This window comes from Herbaspirillum sp. CF444 (genome assembly GCF_000282135.1).
GTDB lineage: Bacteria > Pseudomonadota > Gammaproteobacteria > Burkholderiales > Burkholderiaceae_D > Herbaspirillum.
In genome coordinates this window covers 17,053-40,655 of record NZ_AKJW01000113.1, presented here as the reverse complement: position 1 = coordinate 40,655, position 23,603 = coordinate 17,053, and the positions used below count along the sequence as shown (strand labels likewise).

Below are 23,603 nucleotides of genomic sequence, written 5' to 3'. Positions count from 1 at the left end.
GGAATACCATCATGTTCACTCTATGATTCCTCAAACGTGTGAATAGAGACACGCGACCTTTTTTATAGGTGCGGCTTGTCGGTTTAAATGTTGATTGTGAAAATCAGAAACACGCGATCACGGACATTGCGCCGACGCAACATCCAAGACATCGACATATTGCATATAGCTGGAAGCGGCAGTTGAGTTCCTCACTGAACCGCAACCGGCTAAGTCAGAAGTCGAATTGCAAATTCGATGCTAACCCGTGTCTGCTCGCCATTATGAGGAATACCTGCGTGCAGGAGTTTTGTATTGAATACAACAGCTTCGCCCGCCTTGGTATCAAGCGTCACCAGATCCAACGTCTCTTGAGGCACTGCCAGCACCGGCTTGCGTCGACCATGTCGCAACTCCCACGTATTTGGCCACTCGACCAGATGCGACCCCGGCAAAACGGACAATCCGCTTTCGCCTGGTTGCACGTGAATGGCGGCCCACACCTTGACAAGCCCCTGTTGCTGCTCGTCAGTCAAATTATTGGTGTAGTCGTAAAACCAGGCATCGGCATGCGCTCCCGCGACGTCATTTTGCTGTCCGGGACGTACTAAGCGCCAATATATTTCCGGGTAACCCAATCCCTCAATATCGGCAACTTCGAATTGCCCCACCTGCTCTGCCAGCAAGGCAAAAAAAGGCATGGATAGAATTCTGGAGACTTCATTTTTATTGAAGAGCCTCGCATCTTTAATCCATGCAGACTGATGATCAATCAAATGCGATATCTTGTGGTAATCATGCAAGGCAGTACGTTCAAACTGTACCGCCTCCGCAGGATTCACACGCACCAGATTGGCAAGCCACTTGCCGTGAATGATTTCCCGCAACTCGCCTAGCTCAGATTCCGAAAAGTGAATCCCTCGGCGATAACCGGAGTCGCCAAAGATATCGTCGCGAAATTGGGTGTTCTTTTTGTCTACGGCCATCATCGAAGAATTTCTCGAAGCTCAAACGAAATTGATGTGCTGGGGTTCGATTTTCCCATTCAAATCGGGCAAGGCAATACGCTCTTTTTGATAACCATCAAGGAATTCGTTAACTTTGTGCTGCAAGCACAGAGAGCCGCACATTTTTTGCGCGTTGAAATCCGGCCCGGCAAGATAGTTCATGACTTCCCAATAACGGTCCGAAGCCCAGATATCGCGGAAACGCTCGTCACAAATATTGCCCATATGGAATTTTTTGTAACGTTCGTTAAACAACATTCCGCATGGCGCCACCAAACCCGATCCGGAGAGCTGAATCATGAATGGCGCACCATAGCAACGCTGATAGCTGCGCTGACCGGTGGAGTCAATCTTCGACCACTTTACGACAACCTTGTATTCATCGTCAGACATGGCCTCAGCTTCACGCAGCGTGTCGTAAATCGCAGCATATTTGCTGTAGTCGACACCCAGATCACCGTCCTCATTATCCGAGCAATGCTTGATCACCAGGTAATCCGGACGCAATTCTTTACCAAGTTTTGCCAAAGGCAAAATCTGATCCGCATATTCCGGCATCAATACCATTTGCAGACCGATGGTGACCTTCAGATTGTCACGCTTCTTGATCGCTACCATGTCGCGGATGTTTTGACATACACGATCAAAATAGTCTGGCTTGACACCCATGATTTCGCCGTAGCGATCGCGCTCGCCAGCCGAAATATTAATACGGAGATATGTCAGGGACGGCAGCACTTCTTCGAGCTTGCGCTTGGTCAAAACAAAACCGTTTGTACCGCAAGCCATGGACAGACCAAGCTCATGGCCTTTTTTACACGCATCGACGAACACCGGCGAAATGGTGCTCTCTCCATCGGAGACGAAGCTAATGCCTTTAACACCGATTTCTGCGCAATCCTCCAGGAAATTCGTGATCACTTCCTTGGTGATGGTCTTGCGATCGTTTTCTTGCAACATGGCGTAGCAAAAGTGGCAGCCATAGTTGCACGCGCGCGTCAGCGCCATGTCAATGGTAATAGGAGCGATACGCTCGCCACGCTCCCAAGCTTCAATACGATCTTGGTGCCAACCAATTTTGGTGCCATCAAGAATCAAGTCTGCGTGTTCCGTAAGTCCGGTCATATCGTTTCCTATAATCGACGAATGCGATTTAAATCTTTCATTTCGAATGCAAAAACTTCAAGTCTTTCCTTCGTTTGAGTACGCAGGTAGCGTTCGAAACCCATTAACAACTCAGGCTTATCCGCGATAGCAACAAAATCGGAAATTTGTATATCGATACGCTCATATTTGTCGATATCGAAACGAACGACCGAATCTCGCGCAATATTGCCGGCATCCAGGAACTGCGTTAAATATTCACCAACCTTGGCTTTTTTTTCTGGTTTCGGCAGAGCAACCCATTCCGGACTGATTCCGCGATCTTCGTAGTTCCACTCTTTCGCTTCCAGGGCCCAGAAAGGTGAACCACGATACATTTTGCGTAAAATTGCTTCAGCGCGGCCCAGGTCCGGATTCAAATTCTTGGGCAAACCGATACCGCCCTTGCGCTCTTCCGGCAACTTTCCTGCAGCACGCAGTTCCCTGGCCGCATAGAGCGCAGAATGTTCTGCCGCCTCACGCAAGGAATGTCCTACCATGGCGTTGCATACGGCATCGAAAATAGTCGTTTCTACATCACCCTCGGTTCCTGAGAATGTAACCGCAAGAACCTTATTTTCGACAACATCAGCGTTAATGGAACGGCCGTCAATCTCAGCCGCCAAATTCAACTGCTCCAATCCTTCAGTTATCGATGCCATTCTCAAGCCTTGCTTCCAATTTGACTAAATTTCAACGCATACATCTCGCCAGTTGCCTCTACAGCGATATCGGCCAAATCACTAATATCTTCAGCCAAAATCTTCAACTGAGCATCGCTGATTGAGGATTGATTGATCGTGAGAACAAAATCCGGCAACCCGTAAATTTCTGCAGCCTCAACCATGTTGGCGATGCTCTTGCGCGAATCCGGATCCGGCACCCACATTTCCAAAAAACCAGCTTCGTTGTTATGACCACGCAACTGGGTTAATAGCGATTCTTCGAAATTCTTGATCAGTTGCTCGTATACCAATTCATTCATTCTTTCTTCTCCTAGAAGGGACCAGTAAACCAGTCTCCCGGCACGTCGTGCGGATAGGAAGTTTCTCGGTTTAATGTTCCCTTGATCTGCTTTACCCCAGACATTTGCTGAATTTTTTCAATAATATTCTCAGCACGAGGGTAAAACTCTTTTGTCAACATAAAGCTCGTTGGCTCCGGGATATCCGGCATCGCAATGCGTGCTGGCGCAGACCGCAAAGAGCTCCACAATTCTTCAGACAAACGGGCAACAATTTCTCCCGCCACCGATCCTGTAAGCGCCCCCGTATCCAACACCAGCAAACGCCCGGTCTTTTTGACGGAATCCCGCAAACAAGGCCAATCGATTGGATTAATGGAAGTCAAATCTATGACCTCGCAGTATACACCGTTATCTGCCAGATAATCGGCTGCGTAGAGCGCCTCGACGGTCATGAAGCCCATTGAAACAATTGTTACATCCGCACCGTCACGACGCACTCTCGCTTTCCCCAAAGGCGCCGGCACAGGCGCCTCAAGAACCTCCCCTGTAGTATTGTGCAGCCAGCGATGTTCCAAAAACACTACCGGGTTGGGGTCTTCTATCGCACCAAGCAGCAACGCTTTTGCATCCGCCGGCGTGGTCGGCATCACCACTTTCAACCCTGGAATGTGCGCAAACCATGCGTGCAAAGATTGGGAATGGGTGGGCCCCTGCCCCCATCCTCGACCGATGACCAGACGAATGACGATGGAGGCCGATTTTTGCCCCCCGAACATAAAATGCCATTTGGCGGCACCGTTGACCAATTGGTCCATCGCCAGCAAGAAAAAATCCAGCCGCTGATGCACCATGACTGGGCGATAACCTTGCAAAGACGCGCCAATAGCCACGCCTGTCATTGCATTTTCTGCCGTCGGCATGTCAAAAACGCGCTCCGCGCCAAACTTCTCCTGCAAGCCGCTGGTCGTACCGAAAATCTCTTTCGGATCTCCGACGCCAAGCCCGAAGGTAATTACCTTCGGATCGTTTTCCATGGCCTGCGAGAGCGCCTCGTTGATCGCTTGCGCGAAAGTGATAAAGCGTCCCGACATCTAGTTCACCTGCTTATAAATATAGTGATCAACCGTACTCAAATCAGGAAACGGTGAGCTCTCTGCAAACTGGAATGCCTCTTCAACCTCGCTTCGTACCCGGGCATCAATTTCATGTTCCATTTCATCCGTCAGCAGGCCGCTCGTCCTGAGCGCCTGCTCAAACAGCATCACGGGATCTCTCGCCTTCCATGCCTGAAACTCGGCCTCTTCGCGATATCCGATGTGGTTATCATAGTTGGGGCCGCAATGCTCCAGCCAACGATAAGTGGACAACTCAACAAATTGAGGTCCTCTTTTATTTCTGATGTTTTGAACGGCGACTTGAACGACGTCTTTCACCGCCAGAATATCGTTGCCGTCCGCGTAGTGGGACTGCAATCCAAGACTCTGCGCCATTTCATGTATCACCCGCCCTTTGGGCTGGCGCACAGACAAGCCGGAGTAAACGGAGTACTGATTGTTCTCGCACAAAAACAATATCGGCAGATTGCGTACAACGGCAAAATTTACCGATTCGTAAAAGACGCCCTCTTCTGTCGCGCCGTCGCCGACGAAAATACAGCTCACCCTATCGTCGCCAGCCAGGCTGATCGCCAATCCCAATCCCACTCCCACAGGAATGGTATTACCGACGATTGCAGTGCTGCCCTCGAAACCGACGTCCAGATCAATCAGATGCATGGAGCCGCCACGACCGCGCGAACAACCGGTTTCTTTGCCATAAATCTCGGCAATCATCTTGCGCAAACTCCCGCCTTTGGCGAGATAGTGCGCATGTGCACGATGAGTACTGACAGCCAGATCCGTTTTGCGCAGCGCAGCGCAAACGCCGACAGCGGTGGCCTCTTGCCCAATAGAAAGATGCGTTGGGCAACGCATTTTCCCATTGGAGTACCTGGCGCTGATCTCCATTTCGGCGGCGCGAATAAGCTTCATTTGATATAGAAGCTCAATCTTTTCTTTCATATTTGACTCAATCGTTAGAAACAGCCTGGGTATTGAGGACAACAATCATTGTCCTCCGATAGACGGCCATGCAACTCAGGGCCTTGGCTCGGCCATGCATAAGCCCGTCTGCATGTCAGCGAAAAAACGACCTCACGGATTGCACAACATGCGCGACTTCAACATCGCTCAGTTCCGGATAGATCGGCAAGCTAATCATCGTTTTGGCGTAACGCTCGGCGTTGGGGAAATCCCCCGGCTTGTAAGGAAGATTCTTGGCAGCATCCTGCAAGTGAATCGGAATCGGATAATGCACGCGGGTGTCCACACCGTTCTGCAAGAGATGCGCCATCAAGGCATCGCGTTGATCCGTGCGGATCACGAAGTTGTGATAAACGGATTCTTCCCAGGCCTGGTCAACCGGCACCTGAACGCAATCCGCCAAGCCGGTTGCATAGGCTTTGGCGATGACGCGGCAACGCGCATTCCATCCGTCCAGATAGCCGAGCTTGACTTCGGCAAAGGCGGCTTGCATGGTGTCGAGTCGCGAATTGAAGCCCCAGATTTCACACTCGTCCCGATTACGCAGACCGTGATTGCGCAGTTTCAACAACTTCGCGGCAAGCGCGTCGTCATCTGTCGTGATCAAGCCGCCATCGCCGTACACGCCCAGATTTTTCAAGGGATGCAAACTGAAGCCGGCTGCGTGTCCCAGTGCGCCGGCGCGCTTGCCGCGATAACGGGAGCCGATTGCCTGAGCAGCGTCTTCGAGGACAAACAAGCCGTGCTTCTGTGCAATCGCGTTGATCTCATCCATCGGCGCCGGACGGCCGGTGAGATGGACCGGAATGATTGCCTTGGTACGCGGCGTGACAGCGGCTTCGACCAGCTTCGGATCGATATTAAAATCCTCGGCCACATCGACCAGCACCGGCGTAGCCCCCGCCGCAACAATCACCCACGCCGAAGCGATGAAGGAATTGGTGGCGGTAATCACTTCGTCGCCGGGACCGATATCCAGCGCCTTGAGCACCAGGAACAGGGCATCGGAACCATCGGCCACACCAAGGGCGTGACGCACGCCGATGAACTCCGCAACCTTGCGCTCAAACGACTCCAATCGCGCGCCCATGATATAGCCGCCGCTGCGGCCGACATCGACAAATGCCTTGGTCAGTTCAGCTTCGATGCTGCGAAACTGGCGCGCCAGGTCGACGAACGGGATGGTCATTTTTTCAGCCATAGAATGCCTTGATCAATTGAATCACGCGATCCTGCTGCTCACGCGTGATGAATTCGTGCACTGGCAGCGACAACGCCGAGGCAGCGATCGCTTCCGTCACCGGGAAGTCACCCATCTTGTGTCCCAGGAAAGCCGCCGCGGGCTGCAGATGCATCGGCACCGGGTAGTGGACTTTCGCGTCGACATTGTTTTCGACCAGATATTTCTGCAACAGGTCGCGCTGTTCGCAGCGCACCATGTACAGATGGTAGACCTGCTTCACGTCGGCTTCGCGCGCCGGAATGGTGATTTGCGGAATGCCGCGCAAACCGTCATCGAAGTACTGCGAGTTGGCGATGCGGGAAGCCGTGATGTGGTCGATCTTGCCCAGCATGTGTCGCGCGACCACGGCTTGAATGGTATCGAGCCGCGAGTTATAAGCGAAGACGCGGCATTCGTCGCGCCCCGCCAAACCATGATTGCGCAACAGGCGCAGCTTGTCGGCCAGTTCGTCGGAATTGGTGGCGATGATGCCGCCGTCGCCCCATACGTTCAGGTTCTTCAGGGGATGGAAACTGAAACAGGCGATGGTGCCCAGTTCGCCGGAATGCCGACCTTTGTAGCTTGCCTTGATTGCATGGCAGGCGTCGCTGACGATCGCCAGTCCGTGCTTCTTCGCAATCGCTTCGATGGCATCCATGTCGCAAGGCTTGCCCGACCAATGTACCGGCATGATGGCTTTGGTCCTGGACGTGATCTTTTTTTCGATCTCGGCGGGATCGATGTTGTAGTCGTCGCGCGCATCGGCAAACACGGGCGTAGCGCCGGCGGTCACGATGGCGCCGATGGTCGCGTAAAAGGTGTAGGGCGTGGTGATGACCTCATCGCCCTTGTCGATGCCCAGCGCCTTCAGGCTCAGGAACAATGCATCGGTGCCGCTGCCGACGCCGATGGCATGCTTTACGCCATTGATGGCGGCAAACTCGGCCTCGACCTGATCGACTTCCGAACCGAGGGTAAAGTCGCCGCGACGCACGACTTCCCGGATTTTGGTCCAGATCACATCATGATCGGCAAACTGATCGTGCAAATAGTTGTGATTGATCTCGAGCGCGCCGGTCTGGCGATATTGCTCGGGCAAGAAATTTTGAATGGTAGGAGAAGTCATGATCGTAAATGTTGTACGGTAGTTACCGTCTATGCCTTATGGATGTAATTCAGCGGCAACTGATTAATTTCATCGAGATTGTCTTTTACCCAGCGAATCGTCGCATCGACACCCTGCTCGAAACTGACTGCTTCAGTCCAGCCCAATTCGGTCTTGGCCTTGGTCGAATCCATCAGGTAGGCCTGGTCTTTTCCGGCCCGGTCCGGCGCGACTTCCGCCAATGCATCAAAGGGTACACCGATTCGCTCGCAGATGATTTCGACAACCTTGCGAATGCTCATGAAACGATCCGAAGAGAAGTGATAAATCTCTCCCGGATTGCCGTCGGCGGCGGCGCGCATGATGCCGTCGGCCACATCGTCAGCCGCGATAAAAGCACGCACCGCAGTACCACCGCCATGCAATTGCAGCTTGCGACCGGTCAAAGCATAAATGATGGTGCGCGGTACGATGCGATACAACTGCTGACCCGGGCCATAAAAATTGGCATAGCGGGTGAACACCACCGGAAAACCGTAATTCTGATGAAACGCACGCAGACTCATATCGATGGCCGCATGCGACACCGCGTACGGCGTGCTCGGCAAATACTGCCAGCTTTCAGGGATCACGCTGTCCTGGCTACCGTAGACTTCCGGCGTCGAAATGCGGACATAACGCTGCAACCAATCGTATCGACGCAAACGATCGTGCAAACGCACCTTGGCAATGATATTGGTGTTGTACCACTGCGCCGGATCCTGCCAGCTTTCAGCCACCATGCCCTGCCCGGCGAAATCAACAATCACCTGCGGACGAAATTGCTCCAGAACACCAAGAATCGTCTCCAGATCGTGATTGATATCGGCTCTATAAAACGTATAGCGACTGCTGTTCGGAGATTGCTTGTACGGCAGGAAAATATCCGCCCCCTCCGGGGAACGGTTGAATCCGACTACTTCCGCACCATCGGCCAGCGCCCGGGCAACGAACGCTGCTCCCGCAAAAGAATTACTGCCTAAGACCGCAAAACGTTCAAACTTCATCACCGCGCCTCAGGCTTATTCTGGCAAAGCCATTGCATGATCATATGCCCGACAATGACCTGCAAATCCTCGGAAATCTGCATATCGTTCACATCAAAGTGAATCGGCAAATCAGCCATTGCTTTCGCTTTGCCTCCGCTATAGCCCAAAATCGCGCAAGAGCGCACGCCCATGGCGCGAGCCTGTTCCAGTGCTTTCAGAATATTCGGTGAATTCCCGCTGCCGGACAGAACAATCAGCAAATCGCCTTTTTGGCCTTGCACGGCCAACTGCTCGGAATAAATACTGTCGTAGCCAACGTCGTTAGCCAGGCATGTAATGACCGCGGCGTTAGCCGCCAGCGACAACACGCGCATGCCGCCGCCGGTTCGCTTGGCGATGCCATAGAGGTAGTCGTTGGCCAAATGGATGGCGTTGCCCGCGCTGCCGCCATTTCCGCAAAAAAACACTTGCCGGCCGTTAGCCCAGCAATCGCGCATATCTTCCGCCAGTTGCGCCACGCCGGACCAGTCTGCAGATGCGAGCACGCCTTGCAAGCGACTCGCATAATCGCTGAAGAAAGCCGTTGGTAACTTGTTGTTTTCACTCATGCTGCTTTGGGAGCCAGTACGGTCTGCTCCATCCATTTCAGATTGTAGTAACGGTCTTCGTCTTTCAACACGCCGCTGCGGTATTTCTCGATGATTTCCGTGATTGCCGTTTCAACCGATTTGGACGGTTTGAAACCGGTAGCAAGCAACTTGTCGGAATTGACGCGATAAGAACGCGGGTCATTCGATTCCGTGACAACGATCTCGACAGGAATATGCTTTGCGACCATCTTGGCAATATCGAGGATAGAAATATTCTCGAAGCCGGCGTTGTAGACGCCGGTCACTTCCGGATGATCGATCAGATGCAGATAGACGTCGGTGATGTCGTCGATATGAATGTTCGGGCGCACCTGCGCACCGCCGAACACGGTGATCTTGCCCTTGGAGAGCGCCTGCATCGTCAGCAGGTTGACCGACACGTCCAGGCGCATGCGTGGGGAATAGCCGCACACGGTTGCCGGACGAACGATCTGCACTATCATGCGATCCTTGTAGCTCATCAGCACCGGCTCGGAGACCATCTTGGTCTTGTTGTATTCCGAAATCGGCTTGAGCTCCAGATCCTCGGTCACTTGCAACTCTTCCTTGACGCCGTAGACGCTGCCGGAAGAAGCATAAATGAATTGCTTGACGCCCTTGCGCGCCGCCTTGTCGGCCAGCTGCATGGTTGCCAGCGCACTGACTTCCCACGTCAATTTCGGATCGAGGTCGCCGCACGGATCATTGGCCACCGAGGACAAGTGAATGATCGTGTCGATACCGTCGAGAGAGATTTGATCAATATCACGCACGTCGCCTTGCGTTACGGTCAGATTCGGATGCGGCTGCAAATAATTGCCGAACCACATGGTATCCAGCACACGCACCTTGTAGCCGCGCGCGAGCAATTTGGGGACCAGCACTGTACCTTTGTAACCGCAACCGCCAGTAACTAAAATATTCATATATGCGTGTGATTCTCTTAAAAATTAAATGGAACTGATTTATCGTTGCTCTGAAACCGCAGATTCGCCAGCATCTTTTTGTTATAAAGACCAGCCGTCATCGACGATGATGTTCTGTCCGTTCACAAATTGCGACATGTTGCTCAAAAGGAATAGCAAAGCCCCCTGAAGATCGCGAGGCTCAAGCATTCCCTTGGAAAGCGAATAACTATTATATCGCGCCAAAAAAGCCTCGGGCTGAGCATCCAGAATGCCTCCCGGGCTGATGCAATTGACTCTGATACCGCTACCTTTCAGATAACTGGCCAGGTATTTTGTCAAATGAACAACAGCCGATTTGATCGCAGCATATTCCACCGGCATCGTCATGGGGGTATCGCCGTACACATCGAAACGCGGCGCCACTACCCCATAGATCGAAGCCATGTTAACGATGGAACCTCGTTCTTGTTTCTTGAAATAGGCGGCAAATTGTTGAGATGCCAGAAAATATCCGCCTAGATGCATACCGACGTTTTGATTGAAATCATCAAACTCAACGTCTTCGAACTTGCGTCCGTAGTGCTGGTTGCGCGGGTAGGCATTATTGACCAGTGCATCGATGCGGCCATATTTTTGATGCACGGCGGCAATCAGCGCCTGCAGCGACTGCCTGGATGTAATGTCTGTTTTTACGAAATCGATCGACGCTAAAGGATGCTGAGACTGTTGCGATTTAACAACGGCGTCGCCGGCCCCTTCATCGCGATCGGCAATGACCGCCGTTCCGCCCTGCGCCAGAATGGCGCTGACGAACGAGCGCCCGATCAGGCCTGCGCCACCCGTGACCACAATAACCTGGTCTTTCAACAACATCGCGATCCCCTTACTCTGCCGCTGCCAGACGCTCTCGCATCAACAGCTCTACCAAACGAAAATCCAGCTCCGAATCGATGTCGATCGAACGCTCTTCCGGCATGACATGAAGCCGGGTATTTGCGCGAAAAACGGAGTCTCCATCGAAAAGTGCATCGTGTTGCCAGACATAAATGGACGCATTCATGTCGTAACACAAAGGCGCATCCTGACGCCGGACAATGCCGGCCTGCAACGGCTTGGACAGTGCCACGACACCGGCCGCATTGACCTCGACCAGATTGAAATAGGGTGAACGACGCGCCGGCATTGCCGTAATGACGTTGTCGACTCCCGTGCTTTCCAGCAACCCGACCGCCTGCAGGATGTCCTCCTCCGAGCGCAAAGGCGAGGTGGCATCAAGGTCGACCAGGGTGGCAAAGCGCTTCCCGGACAGACGTTCGACCTCCGACACGCAATGTCGGATGACCGGCAGCTTGGCGGCCGTATCCGTGGCAAGCTCAGCCGGACGCGCGATCAGATAATCCACGCCGGCATTGCGCGCCGCCTCCAGAATCACTTCGGAATCGCTGCTGACCGCAATCGCATCGAACAATCCGCTGCGCCGCGCCTGCTCAATGCTGTAGGCAATCAACGGCTTTCCGATCAAGGGGCGAACGTTTTTCCCTTTGACGCCCTTGGAGCCGCCCCGTGCGCAAATCGTGCATAAACGGCTCATCGCGATACCCATTGCCGCGTGCCGGCGGCCTGTTCGATGGCGGCAATCAGATCGAGCACTTCAGCCCCCTGCCGGAATGTACACAGCGTCTCATGGCGCCCGCCAAGCAATGCCGCATGCATTTCTCTGTAGGTATCGTCGCGACCGCTGACGATGCTTTCAATTTGATCGTTCATGGTGACCGTTCCCCTGACAAGATCCGCCTCTATCGTGCCGCTATCGGTATTGATGATGACGACGCGCCTGCCGACGCGGTCCAGATAATTCATCTGCAAGCTCACCACCGGACATCCTGGTGTTTCGAGCAGCACGGAGAACACGTCGTCGCTATCGATTTCAAGCGAGCTGAAATGACCGCCCAACGCGGCGACCCGGCTCCAGCCATTGAACAACCAGGCAATATAGTCCAGCTCATGACTCAGGTCGCGCAATACGCCGCCGCCCTGACCGGCGCTCGCCGAATAGGAGGTACGGTAATCGGCTTGCGGGCGCCATTGCGGCAAATACTGCCCGACATAAATCTGCGCCGACAACATGCGCTCGCCTTGCAACAAGGTCTTCAGCCGTTGCAACACGGCATGAAACCGCAGGTTATAGGCAACGAACACGCGACCGGAACCGCCCCCCGGCTCAAGGTCGCCCGGCGCCTCGAACAAAGGTTTCTCAACCAGAATGTCGCCGGTGAAACCTGCGCGATTGAGCGACTGCAAGGTGTCACGGTGCTCCGAGGTGCGGTTGGCGATCACCACGTAGGCCGGCTCATACTGTTGCAAGGCCTCATCGAGACCGGCATAGCACGTGCGCACGTTGATCCGGCGTCGGCTGACGACGGCGACCTCATGCCCCGACTCCTCAAGGATCCGGACGTGACGCGCACCGATCGAACCATAGCCGACAACCAGCGCCTTGCTCATGAAAACACCGACTGGTACTCGCCGTTGGCGCGCTCATAGTCGGCAAGATGTCCCACATCCAGCCAATACTCCCGCACCGGGAAAACCACCGTCTCGCGCTGTTGCGCCATGAGATTCTCAAACAGGGTCGGCATGTCGAAAAAGGTATCCGGCGCAATCAGATCGAGCGCTTCCGGCGCCAGCAAATAAATGCCTGCATTGACGAAGAAACGCTGCACGGGTTTTTCTTCGATGCCGGTAATGCGATGGTTCTCGATCTTCACCACCCCATACGGCACCTGATGATCGTATTCCCTGACGCACATGGTCGCCGCCGCATCATGCGTCACATGAAACGCCAGCAACTGGCTGAAATTGACCTTCGTCAGCAAATCGCCGTTCATCACAAAAAACGGTTCGGCCGGACGCTCCGGCAGCAAACTCAGCGCGCCCGCTGTGCCCAGGCGCTTGTCCTCGTGCAGATAGCGGATTTCGACGCCGAAGCGGGAACCGTCGCCAAAATAGGACTTCACGACTTCGGCCATGTAATTGACCGAAATATAGAAACGCCGGAAGCCGTACTCGATGAAATTTTCCAGGATCGTTTCCAGCAAGGGCTTGTTGCCGACTTTGAGCATCGGCTTGGGGCAATCTTCCGTGAGCGGCCGCAAGCGGCTGCCAAGACCGCCTGCCATCAGCACCACCCAGTTGTCCTTGCTGCGCGAATGAATCAGATCGTCGAGCGTGTCGAGGCCGATGACGGTGCCGTCCTCGTCCACCAGCGGCATATGATGCAAACCCTTGCGCTTCATCGTCGCCAGCACGGTTTCGCGGCTCATTTCCATACGCGCCGTATTCGGCTGCGGATTCATGATGAGGGTAACCGTCTCCGTGAAATCGATCCCTTTCAGGATGCCCCGGCGGACATCGCCGTCCGTCACCGTTCCCAACAAGCGGCGCTGCTCGTCAACGACCAGCACGATCTGTTTCCCGCTGCTGTCGAGCACCTGAATCGCCTCCCTCACGGAGGCCTGCGGCAACACCAGCACATCTTTCCATTTATCCATTATCTGATCTCTTTTGCGGGAACGCCCACGACCTTTGTTCCTGGCGGCACGTCGCGCACGACGACGGCACCGGCGCCGACGAGGCTGCCCTCGCCGATGCGCACTCCCTGAATCAGGGTCGCCCCCGTACCGATATGTACATTATCGCCAACCTCGACACCGCCGGAGAGCACCGCTCCCGGCGCGACATGGACATGGCGTCCGATGCGGCAATCGTGATCGATGATGGCGCCGGTGTTGACGATCGAATTCTCACCGATCGAACAACCGGTTTGCAACACCACGCCGGCCATGATTTGCGCGCCCTCGCCCAACACGACGCCGGCCACCACAACGGCCGAGGGATGACACACCTGCGCGAAGGTGTAGCCGGCACTCTTGCAGCGATCAAACAGCGCCCGGCGACCGGCGCTGCTCCCAACGGAACCGATGCCATTCACCAGCAGGATGCTGTCGACGGCATGCTCCTTCAACACATCGTCGGTCCCGAGAACGGGAATGCCGGCGATCAGCACGCCCGTCTTCAGCGGGTCGGCATCCGTCAATCCCAGCACCGGCATGCCGGCCAATGCACTCAACAACACGCGTGCATGACCGCCTGCGCCGAGAATGATAATTCCCCCGCTCAACGTTGCACCTTGTCGTCAACACCGTAGTCACGATCGGCAACCGTACCCAGCAACTCCCAATATCGCACTGGCGAAAGGCCATCGCCCGGCCGCTTGACGTCCAGATTGTCAGCGGTGAATACCTCCCCTTTGCGAACCTCCGCGCCGGCGACCAGGCTTTTACGTGCAATCGCACGATTCTTCAATTCGGACGGCGCCGCCTGCTTGACCGCGGAGCCGAGCGACATTTCCACTTCGCGTATCGAGCGGATCATTTGCGCCAGCTCATCCGGCTCCAGCGATGCCTGATGATCCGGGCCGGGCAAGTTGCGGTCGGTCGTGAAATGTTTTTCGATCACGACTGCGCCCATTGCCACGGCAGCGATCGGCACCGCGATGCCGACGGTATGATCCGAATAACCTGCCGGCAGATCGAAGGCATTGGCCAGCGTCGTCATCGCGCGCAAGTTCACATCGGCAAATGGCGCAGGGTATTCGGTCGTGCAATGCAACAACGTCACCCTGGCTTGCAGCGCGGCACGTCCGGCCGCGGATACGTACGCTTGCTCGAAAGCGCTCATCGAAGGTGCCGCCTCCGGCTCGGAGTAGCCGAACGCCAGCACGCCAAGCGCCTGTTCGATTTCCCCCAGCGTACTCATCCCCGTCGACAAAATGACCGGCTTGCCGGTGCGTGCCGCGGCAAGCAGCAGCGGTGCGTTGGTGATATCGCCGGAAGGCATTTTGATCAGCGGCAGGTCGAAACGGCCGGCGAGCAACGCCAGGCTGTCCAGGTCAAACGGCGTCGACAGGAAGTCGATATTGCAAACCTTGCAGTGTGCGATCAACGCCTCATGATCGGCATCGCTGAGTTCGAGCTTGCGAATCATTTCGTGCTGCGATTCTTCCGCGTCGGTCGTCGCGCGCTGGTACTGAGCCTTGGGCGCGGCGCGGCTGACGAGTTTATCCGCCTTGAAGGTCTGAAACTTCACGGCATCGGCGCCTGCACGCGCAGCTACCGAAACCAGCTCCCTGGCGAGATCCAGCGATCCGTTGTGATTGACACCGGCTTCGGCGATAACATAAACGCGCTTATTCATGATCGATGTTCAATTCAAAAAAATGTTTCTTCAGTAGCGCTGCCGGTTCCCGGACCGCACTGATCGCCTTGGCTATCCGCGCAGCGCTTTCACCGTCGCCATAGGGATTGACCGTTTGAGCGCAATCCATCGTCAGTGCACGCCGTATCGCGGCTTCAATCTCTGCCGCGACAGGTTCGCAATTGACAACCGAACTTGCCTGCAAGCGCCCTTTCTGACGGTCGCCGATATTGACCGTCGGCTTGCGGAAAGACGGCGCTTCGTACAGACCGCTGGATGAATTGCCGACCACGCCGTCAACCAGCGCCATGGCACTCAGATAGCGGACCTGGCCCAGCGATGTGTAGGCGCGTGCGAACGGCCGGTCCTTCACGTAGCGGTCCATCAGATCGATAATGATCTGGCCATCCGTATCTGCGTTCGGCTTGGTCATCAGGATCCCCACTTCGGGACCCAGCGCGTCCAATGCCGTCAACAACTCTTCGAACTGTGCGGCGGCAGATTGTTTTTCCAGCGTCGCCGGATGAAAAGTCACCAGCAAATTCTGCTTCTGAAAACGAAAATCCAGCGCAGCCTCCAACGCAGCCCGCTCAAGCAAACTGACGCGCTTGATGTAGTCCAGCCCCGGGCTGCCGACATTGTGAATATGCGCCGGATTCTCTCCGAGCTGGCGCACGCGGCGCGCTGCATCCGCATTGGTGACAAAGTGCACATGCGCCATCTTGGTGATGCTGTGCCGGATGGCCTCGTCGAATGCCCCCTCGGTCACGTCGCCGCCGGCAATATGCGCAATCGGGATACGTGCGATCAGCGCCGCTTGCGCAGCGGCCAGGATTTCATAGCGATCGCCGAGCACCAGCAACATGTCCGGCTGCAAACGATCCAGGGCATCGGCGAATCCAATCACGCCCAGGCCGATCGATTTGCCGACGCCGATGGCCGTATCGCTCGCAAGCAACATGTCCACTTTGGCGTCGATACGAAAACCGTCGGCTTCAATGGCGCGATACGTCGAACCGAATTGCGCGGACAGGTGCATGCCCGTGGCGACGATCTGCAACTGCAAGCCGGAGGTAGCGGCGATTTCGCGCATGACCCAATACAGCAAGCCGTAATCGGCACGGCTGCCGGTCACCACGCAAATTTTTCGCATGGCCGTCACCGGCCGGCTCCCAACGCTGCACTGCTGGGAATATTGATAAGCCGCGCTTCAATGTCTTCCGCCGTTTCCAGCGAGGGCATGCGCGGACATACGCTGAACATCGGCAGCCGGTGCATCAGCGTCCAGGCAGGACGCGTCATGATGCCCAGACCGTTGCTCAGTTCCAGCAACTCGTCGCGTTGCGCCGCGTTATCCCGATCCAGCAACAAGACATTAAGCCAGTAGTTGCTGCGGGCAAAAGACGGTTCGCTGAAAAAACGCACGCCGCCGATGCCCTCAAACACCTGCGCATACGTTTTTGCAAGGGCGCGCTTGGCCTCGATGAAACCGGGCAATTGTTCCAGTTGCGCACAACCCAGGGCGGCATTGATGTTCGGCAGGCGATAGTTGAAACCGATGCGGTCATGCGCAAACGACCATTTGTGCGGCACTTTGGCGGTGGTCGTCAGATGCTTCGCCAATTTCCCCAGTTCGGGATCATTGGTCAGAATGGCGCCTCCGCCACCGGTGGTCACGACCTTGTTGCCGTTGAAACTCAGCGCCGACACGCGCCCCAGATTGCCGGTATGGCGGCCTTTGTACGACGACCCCAGCGATTCCGCGGCATCTTCGATCAAGGCAATCCGGTAGCGCTCGCAGACGGCAACCAAGGCATCGAGGTCGACCGGATGGCCGAAGGTATGCATCGGCACCACGGCCTTGATGCGGCGCCCGGTTTGTTTGTTGTAGCAAGCGTCGCCGCGCACCTCCGCGATATTTTCCAGATGGCGCTCCAGCTTGTGCGGATCGAGCCCCAGGGTCGCGATGTCGCTGTCGACGAAATGCGGAACCGCCCCGCAATAGCTGATCGCGTTGGCGGTCGCAATGAAAGTCAGCGTCGGCATCAGCACTTCATCGCCGGCCTCAACGCCGACCAGCAGCAAACAGACATGCAAGGCGGCAGTGCCGTTGACCACGGCGATCGCATGACGCGTGCCGGTATAAGCAGCCAGATCCTGCTCGAAACGGTCGACGAACTTGCCGACGGACGATACCCAGCCCGTGTCGATGCATTCTTTGACATACGTCCATTCATTGCCGCCGAACTCCGGCTCGTGCAATGCCACCCGCGCATCCGGCGCAGGCAGGACGGATTTGAGCGCCGCGATGATTGCCGGCTGATCCAGTTTAGACATTGTAGATACCAGCCTTGTAGTTCTTCAGGTTGTCCGGGTTGGTGAACCAGGTCACCGTTTCCTGCAAGCCGCGACGGAAACCGTCATGACCGGCATAGCCCGGACTCCAGCCGGTCAACTCGCGCGCCTTGTCGTTGGCCGCCCACAGGCGGTCGACTTCGCTTTTCTCGGGGCGGAGCCGGACTTCGTCCGTTTCGATCTCAATCTTCACGCCCATGATGTCGGCAATCATGGCGACCGTATCGCCGATGGAAATTTCGAAGTTGCTGCCGACGTTGATCACTTCGCCGACCGATTTTTCCGACTGTGCAACCGCGATGAAACCTTGCACCGTGTCCGCCACGAAATTGAAATCGCGGGTCGGATGCAAGGCTCCCAGCTTGATGCGGCGCTGACCGCTGGCGATCTGCGTGATCACGGTCGGAATGATGGCGCGTGCCGACTGGCGCGGTCCATAGGTATTGAACGGACGAATCACCGAAACCGGCGTGTCGAAAGCGTTATAGAAAGACATGGCGATCTGGTCGGCGCCGATCTTGCTGGCGGAATAAGGCGATTGTCCCTGGAGCGGATGTTCTTCGGTAATCGGCACAAAGCGGGCGGTTCCATACACTTCGCTGGTGGAGGTATGCACCACCTTCGATACGCCAAGTTCGCGCGCAGCCTGAACGATGTTGAGCGTACCCTTGACGTTGGTGTCGATATAGGTATCCGGCGAATGATAGGAGTAAGGGATGGCGATCAGCGCCGCCAGATGCAACACCAGGTCGCAACCTTGCATGGATTTCTTGACGCCGTAGGGATCGCGGATGTCGCCGGCGAACACGTCGAATTTACCTTTGACGTCGTCCGCGCAACTGTCCAGCCAGCCCCAGGAATTGAAGGAGTTGTAGAGCACGAATGCCCTGACGTCATGTCCCTGACGCACCAATGCCTCGGTCAAATGTGATCCGATGAAGCCATCCGCTCCGGTTACCAATACTTTCATTTTTGCTCGCTCTGACAAAAGACTTCGATGCCTTGCACTGCGATCCGTCATGTCGCTCACTGAGCCGGATCGCCGCGCAAGGCGAATTAACGATGATGCTTATTGCAAACCCGACAAATAACTGTCGTAGGTCTTCCTGATGCCATCGGCCAGGCTGACGCGCGCCAACCACCCTCTTTGCGCCAACAGGGAAACGTCGAGCAGTTTGCGCGGCGTTCCGTCCGGCTTGCTGCTGTCGAATTCAATATCTCCTTCGAATCCGACGACCTCCAGAATCGTCTCGGCCAATTCGCGAATCGTCACGTCCGTGCCGGTGCCGACGTTGTAAGCGCCGCTGCCGGCGCCTTGCTCCATCAGGAACACGCAAGCATCGGCCATGTCGTCGACGTACAGGAACTCCCGCATCGGCTTGCCCGATCCCCATACGATCAGTTTCTTGTCGCCACGCAGCTTGGCCTCATGCGCCTTGCGCAACAGTGCCGGCAAGACATGGCTATTGGCGAGATCGTAGTTGTCGTTCGGGCCGTACAGGTTGGTCGGCATGACGGTGACGTATTCCGTCTGATATTGCCTGTTGAAGGACTCGCACATTTTGAGTCCGGCGATCTTGGCGATCGCATAGGGCTCGTTGGTGCTCTCCAGCGGGCCCGTCAGCAAATACTCTTCTTTGATCGGCTGAGGACAGTCGCGCGGATAAATGCAGGACGAACCAAGAAACATGAGTTTGCCGATCCCTGCCGCATGTGCGCCGCCAATGACGTTGGCTTCCATCTGCAGATTCTGATAGATGAAATCCGCACGATAGATATTGTTTGCCTGGATGCCGCCGACCTTGGCCGCAGCCAGGAATACATATGCCGGCTGCTGCTCCGCCAGGAACGCGTGCACGCGCGCCTGGTCCAGCAGATCCAGCTCGCCGTGGGTGCGCGTCAGGATATTGGCATAGCCGCCGGCCTGAAGGCGCCGCACGATGGCCGAGCCGACCATGCCGCGATGGCCGGCCACATAAATCTTTGCGTCTTTGTCGATTGCAGCCATTGCGTCTTCACTCACGATTGTCGATAGCGGTATAGCCGTGGCGCTTGATCAGCTCGTCGCGCTGCGCCGATTTCAAATCCTCGCGCGCCATTTCGGCAACCAGCTCCGCAAACGAAGTCTTGGGCGTCCAACCAAGCTTTTCCTTCGCCTTGGTGGCATCGCCGAGCAAGGTTTCCACCTCTGCGGGACGGAAATAGCGCGGATCAACGGCGACGATGCACTTGCCGTTTTCATCGTACCCCTTTTCGTCAAGGCCCTCGCCTTCCCAACGCACCTTCAGATCGATTTCACGCGCCGCGGCCTCGATGAAGTCGCGCACGCTGTATTGCACGCCGGTAGCGATGACAAAGTCTTCCGGTTGCTCCTGCTGCAACATGAGCCACTGCATTTCAACGTAATCGCGTGCATGCCCCCAGTCGCGACGGGCATTCAGATTGCCGAGGTAGAGGCACTCCTGCAGACCCAGCTTGATGCGCGCCAACGCGCGGGTAATTTTGCGAGTGACGAAGGTTTCGCCGCGAATCGGACTTTCGTGATTGAACAGAATGCCATTGCACGCGTAAATGCCGTAGGCCTCGCGATAATTGACGGTGATCCAGTACGCATACAGTTTCGCCACGGCGTAAGGACTGCGGGGGTAAAACGGCGTGGTCTCCTTTTGCGGCGTTTCTTGCACCAGGCCATACAGCTCCGAGGTCGACGCCTGGTAAAAACGCGTCTTCTTCTCCAGTTTCAGAATGCGAATCGCTTCCAGAATACGCAAGGAGCCAAGGGCATCCGAATTGGCCGTGTACTCCGGCTCTTCAAACGAGACGGCAACATGGCTTTGGGCCGCCAGATTGTAGATTTCATCCGGCTGCACTTGCTGGATGATGCGGATCAGGCTGGTCGAATCGGTCAGATCGCCATGGTGCAATCTGAACCGGACGTTTTTCTCGTGCGGGTCCTGATACAAGTGATCGATGCGATCAGTATTGAGCAACGAGGTACGCCGCTTGATGCCATGGACTTCATAGCCCTTGGACAGCAGCAACTCCGCCAGATAAGCGCCATCCTGCCCTGTAACGCCGGTAATCAGTGCAACTTTACTCATGTACTCTTCTCAGTTTTTTGTGTTCGGTGAAAATGATATGCGCGATGTCGCCTAAAACATCTTCGCATTCAACAAGCGCAACAAATACTTTCCGTAACTGTTCTTGATATAAGGCTGTGCCAGCGCCTCCAATTGCTGCGCGGAAATATATTTTTTGCGATAGGCAATTTCTTCGGGGCAAGCGATCTTGAGCCCCTGGCGGCTTTCGATGGTGGCGATGAATTGCCCGGCGTCCAATAGAGACTCGTGCGTCCCGGTGTCAAGCCAGGCCATGCCCCGTCCCATCACCTCGACGCTCAACCGGTTTTGCGCAAGATAGACGCGATTGATGTCCGTAATCTCCAGTTCGCCCCGGGCGGAAGGTTTGACAGCCGCTGCAATGTCGCAAACCTGCTGATCGTAGAAATACAAGCCCGTGACGGCGTAGTTGGACGTCGGCGCAACCGGCTTCTCTTCGATGCTGATGGCGCGGCGCTGCTCGTCGAAATCAACCACGCCATATCGTTCCGGATCGGTCACGTAGTAGGCGAACACATAAGCGCCATCCTGTTGCTTGTCCGCGGTTTTAAGCTGGGATTCGAACTCGTTGCCGTAAAAGATATTGTCGCCGAGAATCAGTGCCGACGGATGGCCTCCGATGAAACTGCGTCCAATGGTGAAGGCCTGCGCAAGACCGTCAGGAGAGGGTTGTTCCGCATAGGACAAGGAGATCCCCCATGCACTGCCGTCACCGAGCAAGCGCTGGAACATCGGCAAATCATAGGGAGTCGAGATGATCAATATGTCCCGGATACCGGCCAGCATCAGCGTTGACAGCGGATAGTAGATCATCGGCTTGTCATGCACCGGCAGCAGCTGCTTGGAAACAGCCTGTGTGACGGGGTACAGTCTGGTGCCGGATCCGCCGGCCAGAATGATGCCCTTGCGCTGGGTACTCGTCATCGGCGTGCCGACTCCGCTGGCAATGCGGGCTGGCGGCGGCACCCTGTCCATGAATCAGACACGAACATCATCTTTACCTCGTTACACTCAATATTCAGTTTAGCTCGCAATTTTACTGGCAAAACGCATGAATGCGTCCGATAAGGAACTGAGATAAGCACTCAAGACACAAAATGGGCATCTTTATCGGACACTTCTCCTTCAAACAAAGCGCTGTTCGAGAAAAACGGCTTCAGTCATACTCTTCGGTATGAATGAAGTCCGATAACATCATTGCATCTTCGACATTAAAACCCTTGCCTACATCCCTCATGCCTACCTACGCCATCGGCGACCTCCAAGGCTGCGGCCAGCAGCTGCAAAACCTGCTCACCCTGATCGACAAGGCATCCCCCGACGCCGACCTCCTGTTTGTCGGCGACCTGGTCAACCGCGGTCCGCAATCGCTGGGAACCTTGCGCCACCTGCGGTCATTGGGGCCGCGCGCCAAGGCCGTGCTGGGCAATCACGACCTCCACTTGCTCGCGGTCTCCCAAGGCATCCGCCCGCAACATGCGACCGATACCCTGGATGACATCCTCAACGCCCCCGATCGCGACGAACTGATCGACTGGGTACGCCATCGTCCGCTGGCCCTGTTTGAACAAGGCCATTTGCTGTTTCACGCGGGAATCTTTCCGGAATGGAATGCAGAAAAGACCATGGCACTGGCGCATGAAGTGGAGACCATGCTGCGCGGTCCCGATTGGGTCGATTTTCTGCGTCACATGTACGGCAACGAGCCGGCGATCTGGTCGGACGACCTGGAAGGCCACGACCGCCTGCGCTGCATCATCAACACGCTCACGCGCATGCGCCTCTGCCGGCCTGACGGCGGCATCGACTTCTCGATCAAGGAAGGTCTCGACGCCGCACCGCCCGGCTATGTTCCATGGTTTGACATGCCCCATCGCCAGACTGCCGACGTCACTTGCGTATTCGGCCACTGGGCATCGCTGGGATTGACGCTGCGCCCCAACCTGATCGGACTCGATACGGGCTGCGTCTGGGGCGGCAAGCTTACTGCGATACGGCTTGAGGATCGGGCGCTGTTCCAGGTGGAATGCCCGCGCGCGGAGCAGTTTGCATGAGATCCTCCGGCACATAGCCAAGTCCATCCGCCACCACCTTCCGGGCGGTGACAGCCAATTCTCGGCGATGCGCGCCGTCGGTCGGTATCGCCGGCAATTGCGTCAGTTCCGCCGTCATCGAACGCGCATGCAAAATCGCCAGGATACTTTCCACGATCGTGGTGTCGCCGATGAAATCGGCCGCCGGATGGTAATTCCCCTGTGCGTCCAGATAGCGCAGTGCATAAGGTTGCACCGGCACCCTGGCGTCGAGCGCGGCTTCAAACAGGTTGGCGTGGAAAGGCAATAATTTCCCCTGCGCCGCCGTCGTGCCTTCCGGGAAGAACGCCACGCGGTCGCCGGCTTCGATGCTTTCCACCAATCCCTTGAAGATGCGCCGCACGTCGCTGGCTTTGCCGCGCGAGATGAAGATCGTCCCGGTCTTGGCGCACAGCCAGCCGATGAAGGGCCAGCTGCGGATGTCCGACTTCGCCACGAAGCGGCACGGCTGCATCGAGTTGACGACGAAGATATCGAGCCACGAAATGTGATTGGCGACGATCAGCGAACGCGGCGGCGCCGTCACGCCATCCGGCCGGCGTATCACCACCCGGATGCCGCAGATGGTCAGCAGCTTGCCTGACCAGCGACGGATATGGCCTTCGCGCCGCGCCGCGCCGATCCAGGGAAAGATGAAGGCGCAGATCGCCATGCCGAGAAACAAATGCGCAACCATGCGCAGTATGCGAAAAGGAAGCATCGCTTTTTTCT

Annotated in this window: 25 protein-coding genes; 1 reads left to right on the top strand and 24 read right to left on the bottom strand. The window is 56.0% G+C overall.

Annotation, left to right across the window (positions count from 1 at the left end; translation table 11 throughout):
• Positions 1–209: 209 nt before the first annotated feature.
• From PMI16_RS23110 to rfbA, 23 genes are all read right to left on the bottom strand, one after another.
• Positions 210–968: a phytanoyl-CoA dioxygenase family protein gene (locus tag PMI16_RS23110; RefSeq protein WP_007884109.1), complete on the bottom strand. Its 759-nt coding sequence runs from the start codon at positions 966–968 to the stop codon at positions 210–212.
• Between the two features lie 18 nt (positions 969–986).
• The gene (locus tag PMI16_RS23105) at positions 987–2,111 is read right to left on the bottom strand and encodes a radical SAM protein (protein WP_007884106.1); all 1,125 of its coding nucleotides are present in this window, start codon (positions 2,109–2,111) and stop codon (positions 987–989) included.
• 8 nt (positions 2,112–2,119) lie between these two features.
• Positions 2,120–2,791, bottom strand: a complete 672-nt coding sequence (locus PMI16_RS23100) for a hypothetical protein (RefSeq protein WP_007884104.1) — start codon at positions 2,789–2,791, stop codon at positions 2,120–2,122.
• A 2-nt stretch (positions 2,792–2,793) separates the two neighbouring features.
• On the bottom strand, positions 2,794–3,114 hold the full coding sequence (locus PMI16_RS23095) for a hypothetical protein (RefSeq protein WP_007884101.1): 321 nt from the start codon (positions 3,112–3,114) through the stop codon (positions 2,794–2,796).
• An 11-nt stretch (positions 3,115–3,125) separates the two neighbouring features.
• Positions 3,126–4,187 carry an alpha-ketoacid dehydrogenase subunit beta gene (locus tag PMI16_RS23090; protein WP_007884099.1) on the bottom strand — a complete coding sequence of 354 codons (1,062 nt, stop codon included), beginning with the start codon at positions 4,185–4,187 and terminating at the stop codon, positions 3,126–3,128.
• Positions 4,188–5,156, bottom strand: a complete 969-nt coding sequence (locus tag PMI16_RS23085; protein ID WP_007884098.1) for a thiamine pyrophosphate-dependent dehydrogenase E1 component subunit alpha — start codon at positions 5,154–5,156, stop codon at positions 4,188–4,190.
• 115 nt (positions 5,157–5,271) lie between these two features.
• Complete coding sequence (locus PMI16_RS23080) at positions 5,272–6,378, bottom strand: DegT/DnrJ/EryC1/StrS family aminotransferase (protein ID WP_007884095.1); 1,107 nt, start codon at positions 6,376–6,378, stop codon at positions 5,272–5,274.
• Entirely contained in the window at positions 6,371–7,525 is a 1,155-nt protein-coding gene (locus PMI16_RS23075) for a DegT/DnrJ/EryC1/StrS family aminotransferase (protein ID WP_007884094.1), read from the bottom strand. Before PMI16_RS23075 ends, PMI16_RS23080 begins: the two co-directional genes overlap by 8 nt.
• A 29-nt stretch (positions 7,526–7,554) precedes the next feature.
• Complete coding sequence (locus PMI16_RS23070) at positions 7,555–8,550, bottom strand: GDP-mannose 4,6-dehydratase (protein ID WP_007884093.1); 996 nt, start codon at positions 8,548–8,550, stop codon at positions 7,555–7,557.
• Positions 8,550–9,140, bottom strand: coding sequence for an SIS domain-containing protein (locus PMI16_RS23065; protein ID WP_007884092.1), 591 nt, complete (start codon positions 9,138–9,140; stop codon positions 8,550–8,552). The genes PMI16_RS23070 and PMI16_RS23065 overlap by 1 nt, the downstream gene beginning before the upstream one ends.
• Positions 9,137–10,087, bottom strand: a complete 951-nt coding sequence (locus tag PMI16_RS23060) for an NAD-dependent epimerase/dehydratase family protein (RefSeq protein ID WP_007884090.1) — start codon at positions 10,085–10,087, stop codon at positions 9,137–9,139. The genes PMI16_RS23065 and PMI16_RS23060 overlap by 4 nt, the downstream gene beginning before the upstream one ends.
• Before the next feature lie 81 nt (positions 10,088–10,168).
• Complete coding sequence (locus tag PMI16_RS23055) at positions 10,169–10,942, bottom strand: oxidoreductase (RefSeq protein ID WP_007884089.1); 774 nt, start codon at positions 10,940–10,942, stop codon at positions 10,169–10,171.
• Positions 10,943–10,952: 10 nt separating this feature from the next.
• On the bottom strand, positions 10,953–11,672 hold the full coding sequence (locus PMI16_RS23050) for an acylneuraminate cytidylyltransferase family protein (RefSeq protein WP_237719933.1): 720 nt from the start codon (positions 11,670–11,672) through the stop codon (positions 10,953–10,955).
• Entirely contained in the window at positions 11,657–12,574 is a 918-nt protein-coding gene (locus PMI16_RS23045) for a Gfo/Idh/MocA family protein (protein ID WP_007884087.1), read from the bottom strand. Before PMI16_RS23045 ends, PMI16_RS23050 begins: the two co-directional genes overlap by 16 nt.
• On the bottom strand, positions 12,571–13,620 hold the full coding sequence (locus PMI16_RS23040; RefSeq protein WP_007884085.1) for a nucleotidyltransferase family protein: 1,050 nt from the start codon (positions 13,618–13,620) through the stop codon (positions 12,571–12,573). Before PMI16_RS23040 ends, PMI16_RS23045 begins: the two co-directional genes overlap by 4 nt.
• On the bottom strand, positions 13,620–14,249 hold the full coding sequence (locus PMI16_RS23035) for an acetyltransferase (protein WP_034381993.1): 630 nt from the start codon (positions 14,247–14,249) through the stop codon (positions 13,620–13,622). Before PMI16_RS23035 ends, PMI16_RS23040 begins: the two co-directional genes overlap by 1 nt.
• Complete coding sequence (neuB, locus tag PMI16_RS23030; RefSeq protein WP_007884083.1) at positions 14,246–15,325, bottom strand: N-acetylneuraminate synthase; 1,080 nt, start codon at positions 15,323–15,325, stop codon at positions 14,246–14,248. Before neuB ends, PMI16_RS23035 begins: the two co-directional genes overlap by 4 nt.
• Positions 15,318–16,478: a UDP-N-acetylglucosamine 2-epimerase gene (gene neuC, locus PMI16_RS23025; RefSeq protein ID WP_034382006.1), complete on the bottom strand. Its 1,161-nt coding sequence runs from the start codon at positions 16,476–16,478 to the stop codon at positions 15,318–15,320. The genes neuB and neuC overlap by 8 nt, the downstream gene beginning before the upstream one ends.
• A gap of 5 nt (positions 16,479–16,483) precedes the next feature.
• Positions 16,484–17,662 carry a LegC family aminotransferase gene (locus PMI16_RS23020; RefSeq protein ID WP_007884077.1) on the bottom strand — a complete coding sequence of 393 codons (1,179 nt, stop codon included), beginning with the start codon at positions 17,660–17,662 and terminating at the stop codon, positions 16,484–16,486.
• On the bottom strand, positions 17,655–18,650 hold the full coding sequence (locus PMI16_RS23015) for an NAD-dependent 4,6-dehydratase LegB (RefSeq protein ID WP_007884076.1): 996 nt from the start codon (positions 18,648–18,650) through the stop codon (positions 17,655–17,657). Before PMI16_RS23015 ends, PMI16_RS23020 begins: the two co-directional genes overlap by 8 nt.
• 99 nt (positions 18,651–18,749) lie before the next feature.
• Complete coding sequence (locus PMI16_RS23010) at positions 18,750–19,688, bottom strand: GDP-L-fucose synthase family protein (protein ID WP_007884075.1); 939 nt, start codon at positions 19,686–19,688, stop codon at positions 18,750–18,752.
• 7 nt (positions 19,689–19,695) lie between these two features.
• Positions 19,696–20,781 (bottom strand): GDP-mannose 4,6-dehydratase, encoded by a 1,086-nt coding sequence (gmd, locus tag PMI16_RS23005; protein WP_007884074.1) that lies wholly within the window; start codon positions 20,779–20,781, stop codon positions 19,696–19,698.
• Positions 20,782–20,832: 51 nt separating this feature from the next.
• Positions 20,833–21,723 (bottom strand): glucose-1-phosphate thymidylyltransferase RfbA, encoded by an 891-nt coding sequence (rfbA, locus tag PMI16_RS23000; RefSeq protein WP_034382003.1) that lies wholly within the window; start codon positions 21,721–21,723, stop codon positions 20,833–20,835.
• 311 nt (positions 21,724–22,034) lie between these two features.
• Between rfbA and PMI16_RS22995 the strand changes: the two genes are divergently transcribed.
• A complete protein-coding gene (locus PMI16_RS22995; RefSeq protein ID WP_007884070.1) occupies positions 22,035–22,853 on the top strand; it encodes a symmetrical bis(5'-nucleosyl)-tetraphosphatase in 819 nt (272 codons plus the stop codon).
• Here PMI16_RS22995 and PMI16_RS22990 read toward each other — a convergent pair.
• A complete protein-coding gene (locus tag PMI16_RS22990; protein ID WP_034381990.1) occupies positions 22,783–23,592 on the bottom strand; it encodes a lysophospholipid acyltransferase family protein in 810 nt (269 codons plus the stop codon). The genes PMI16_RS22995 and PMI16_RS22990 overlap by 71 nt on opposite strands.
• Positions 23,593–23,603 lie beyond the last annotated feature (11 nt).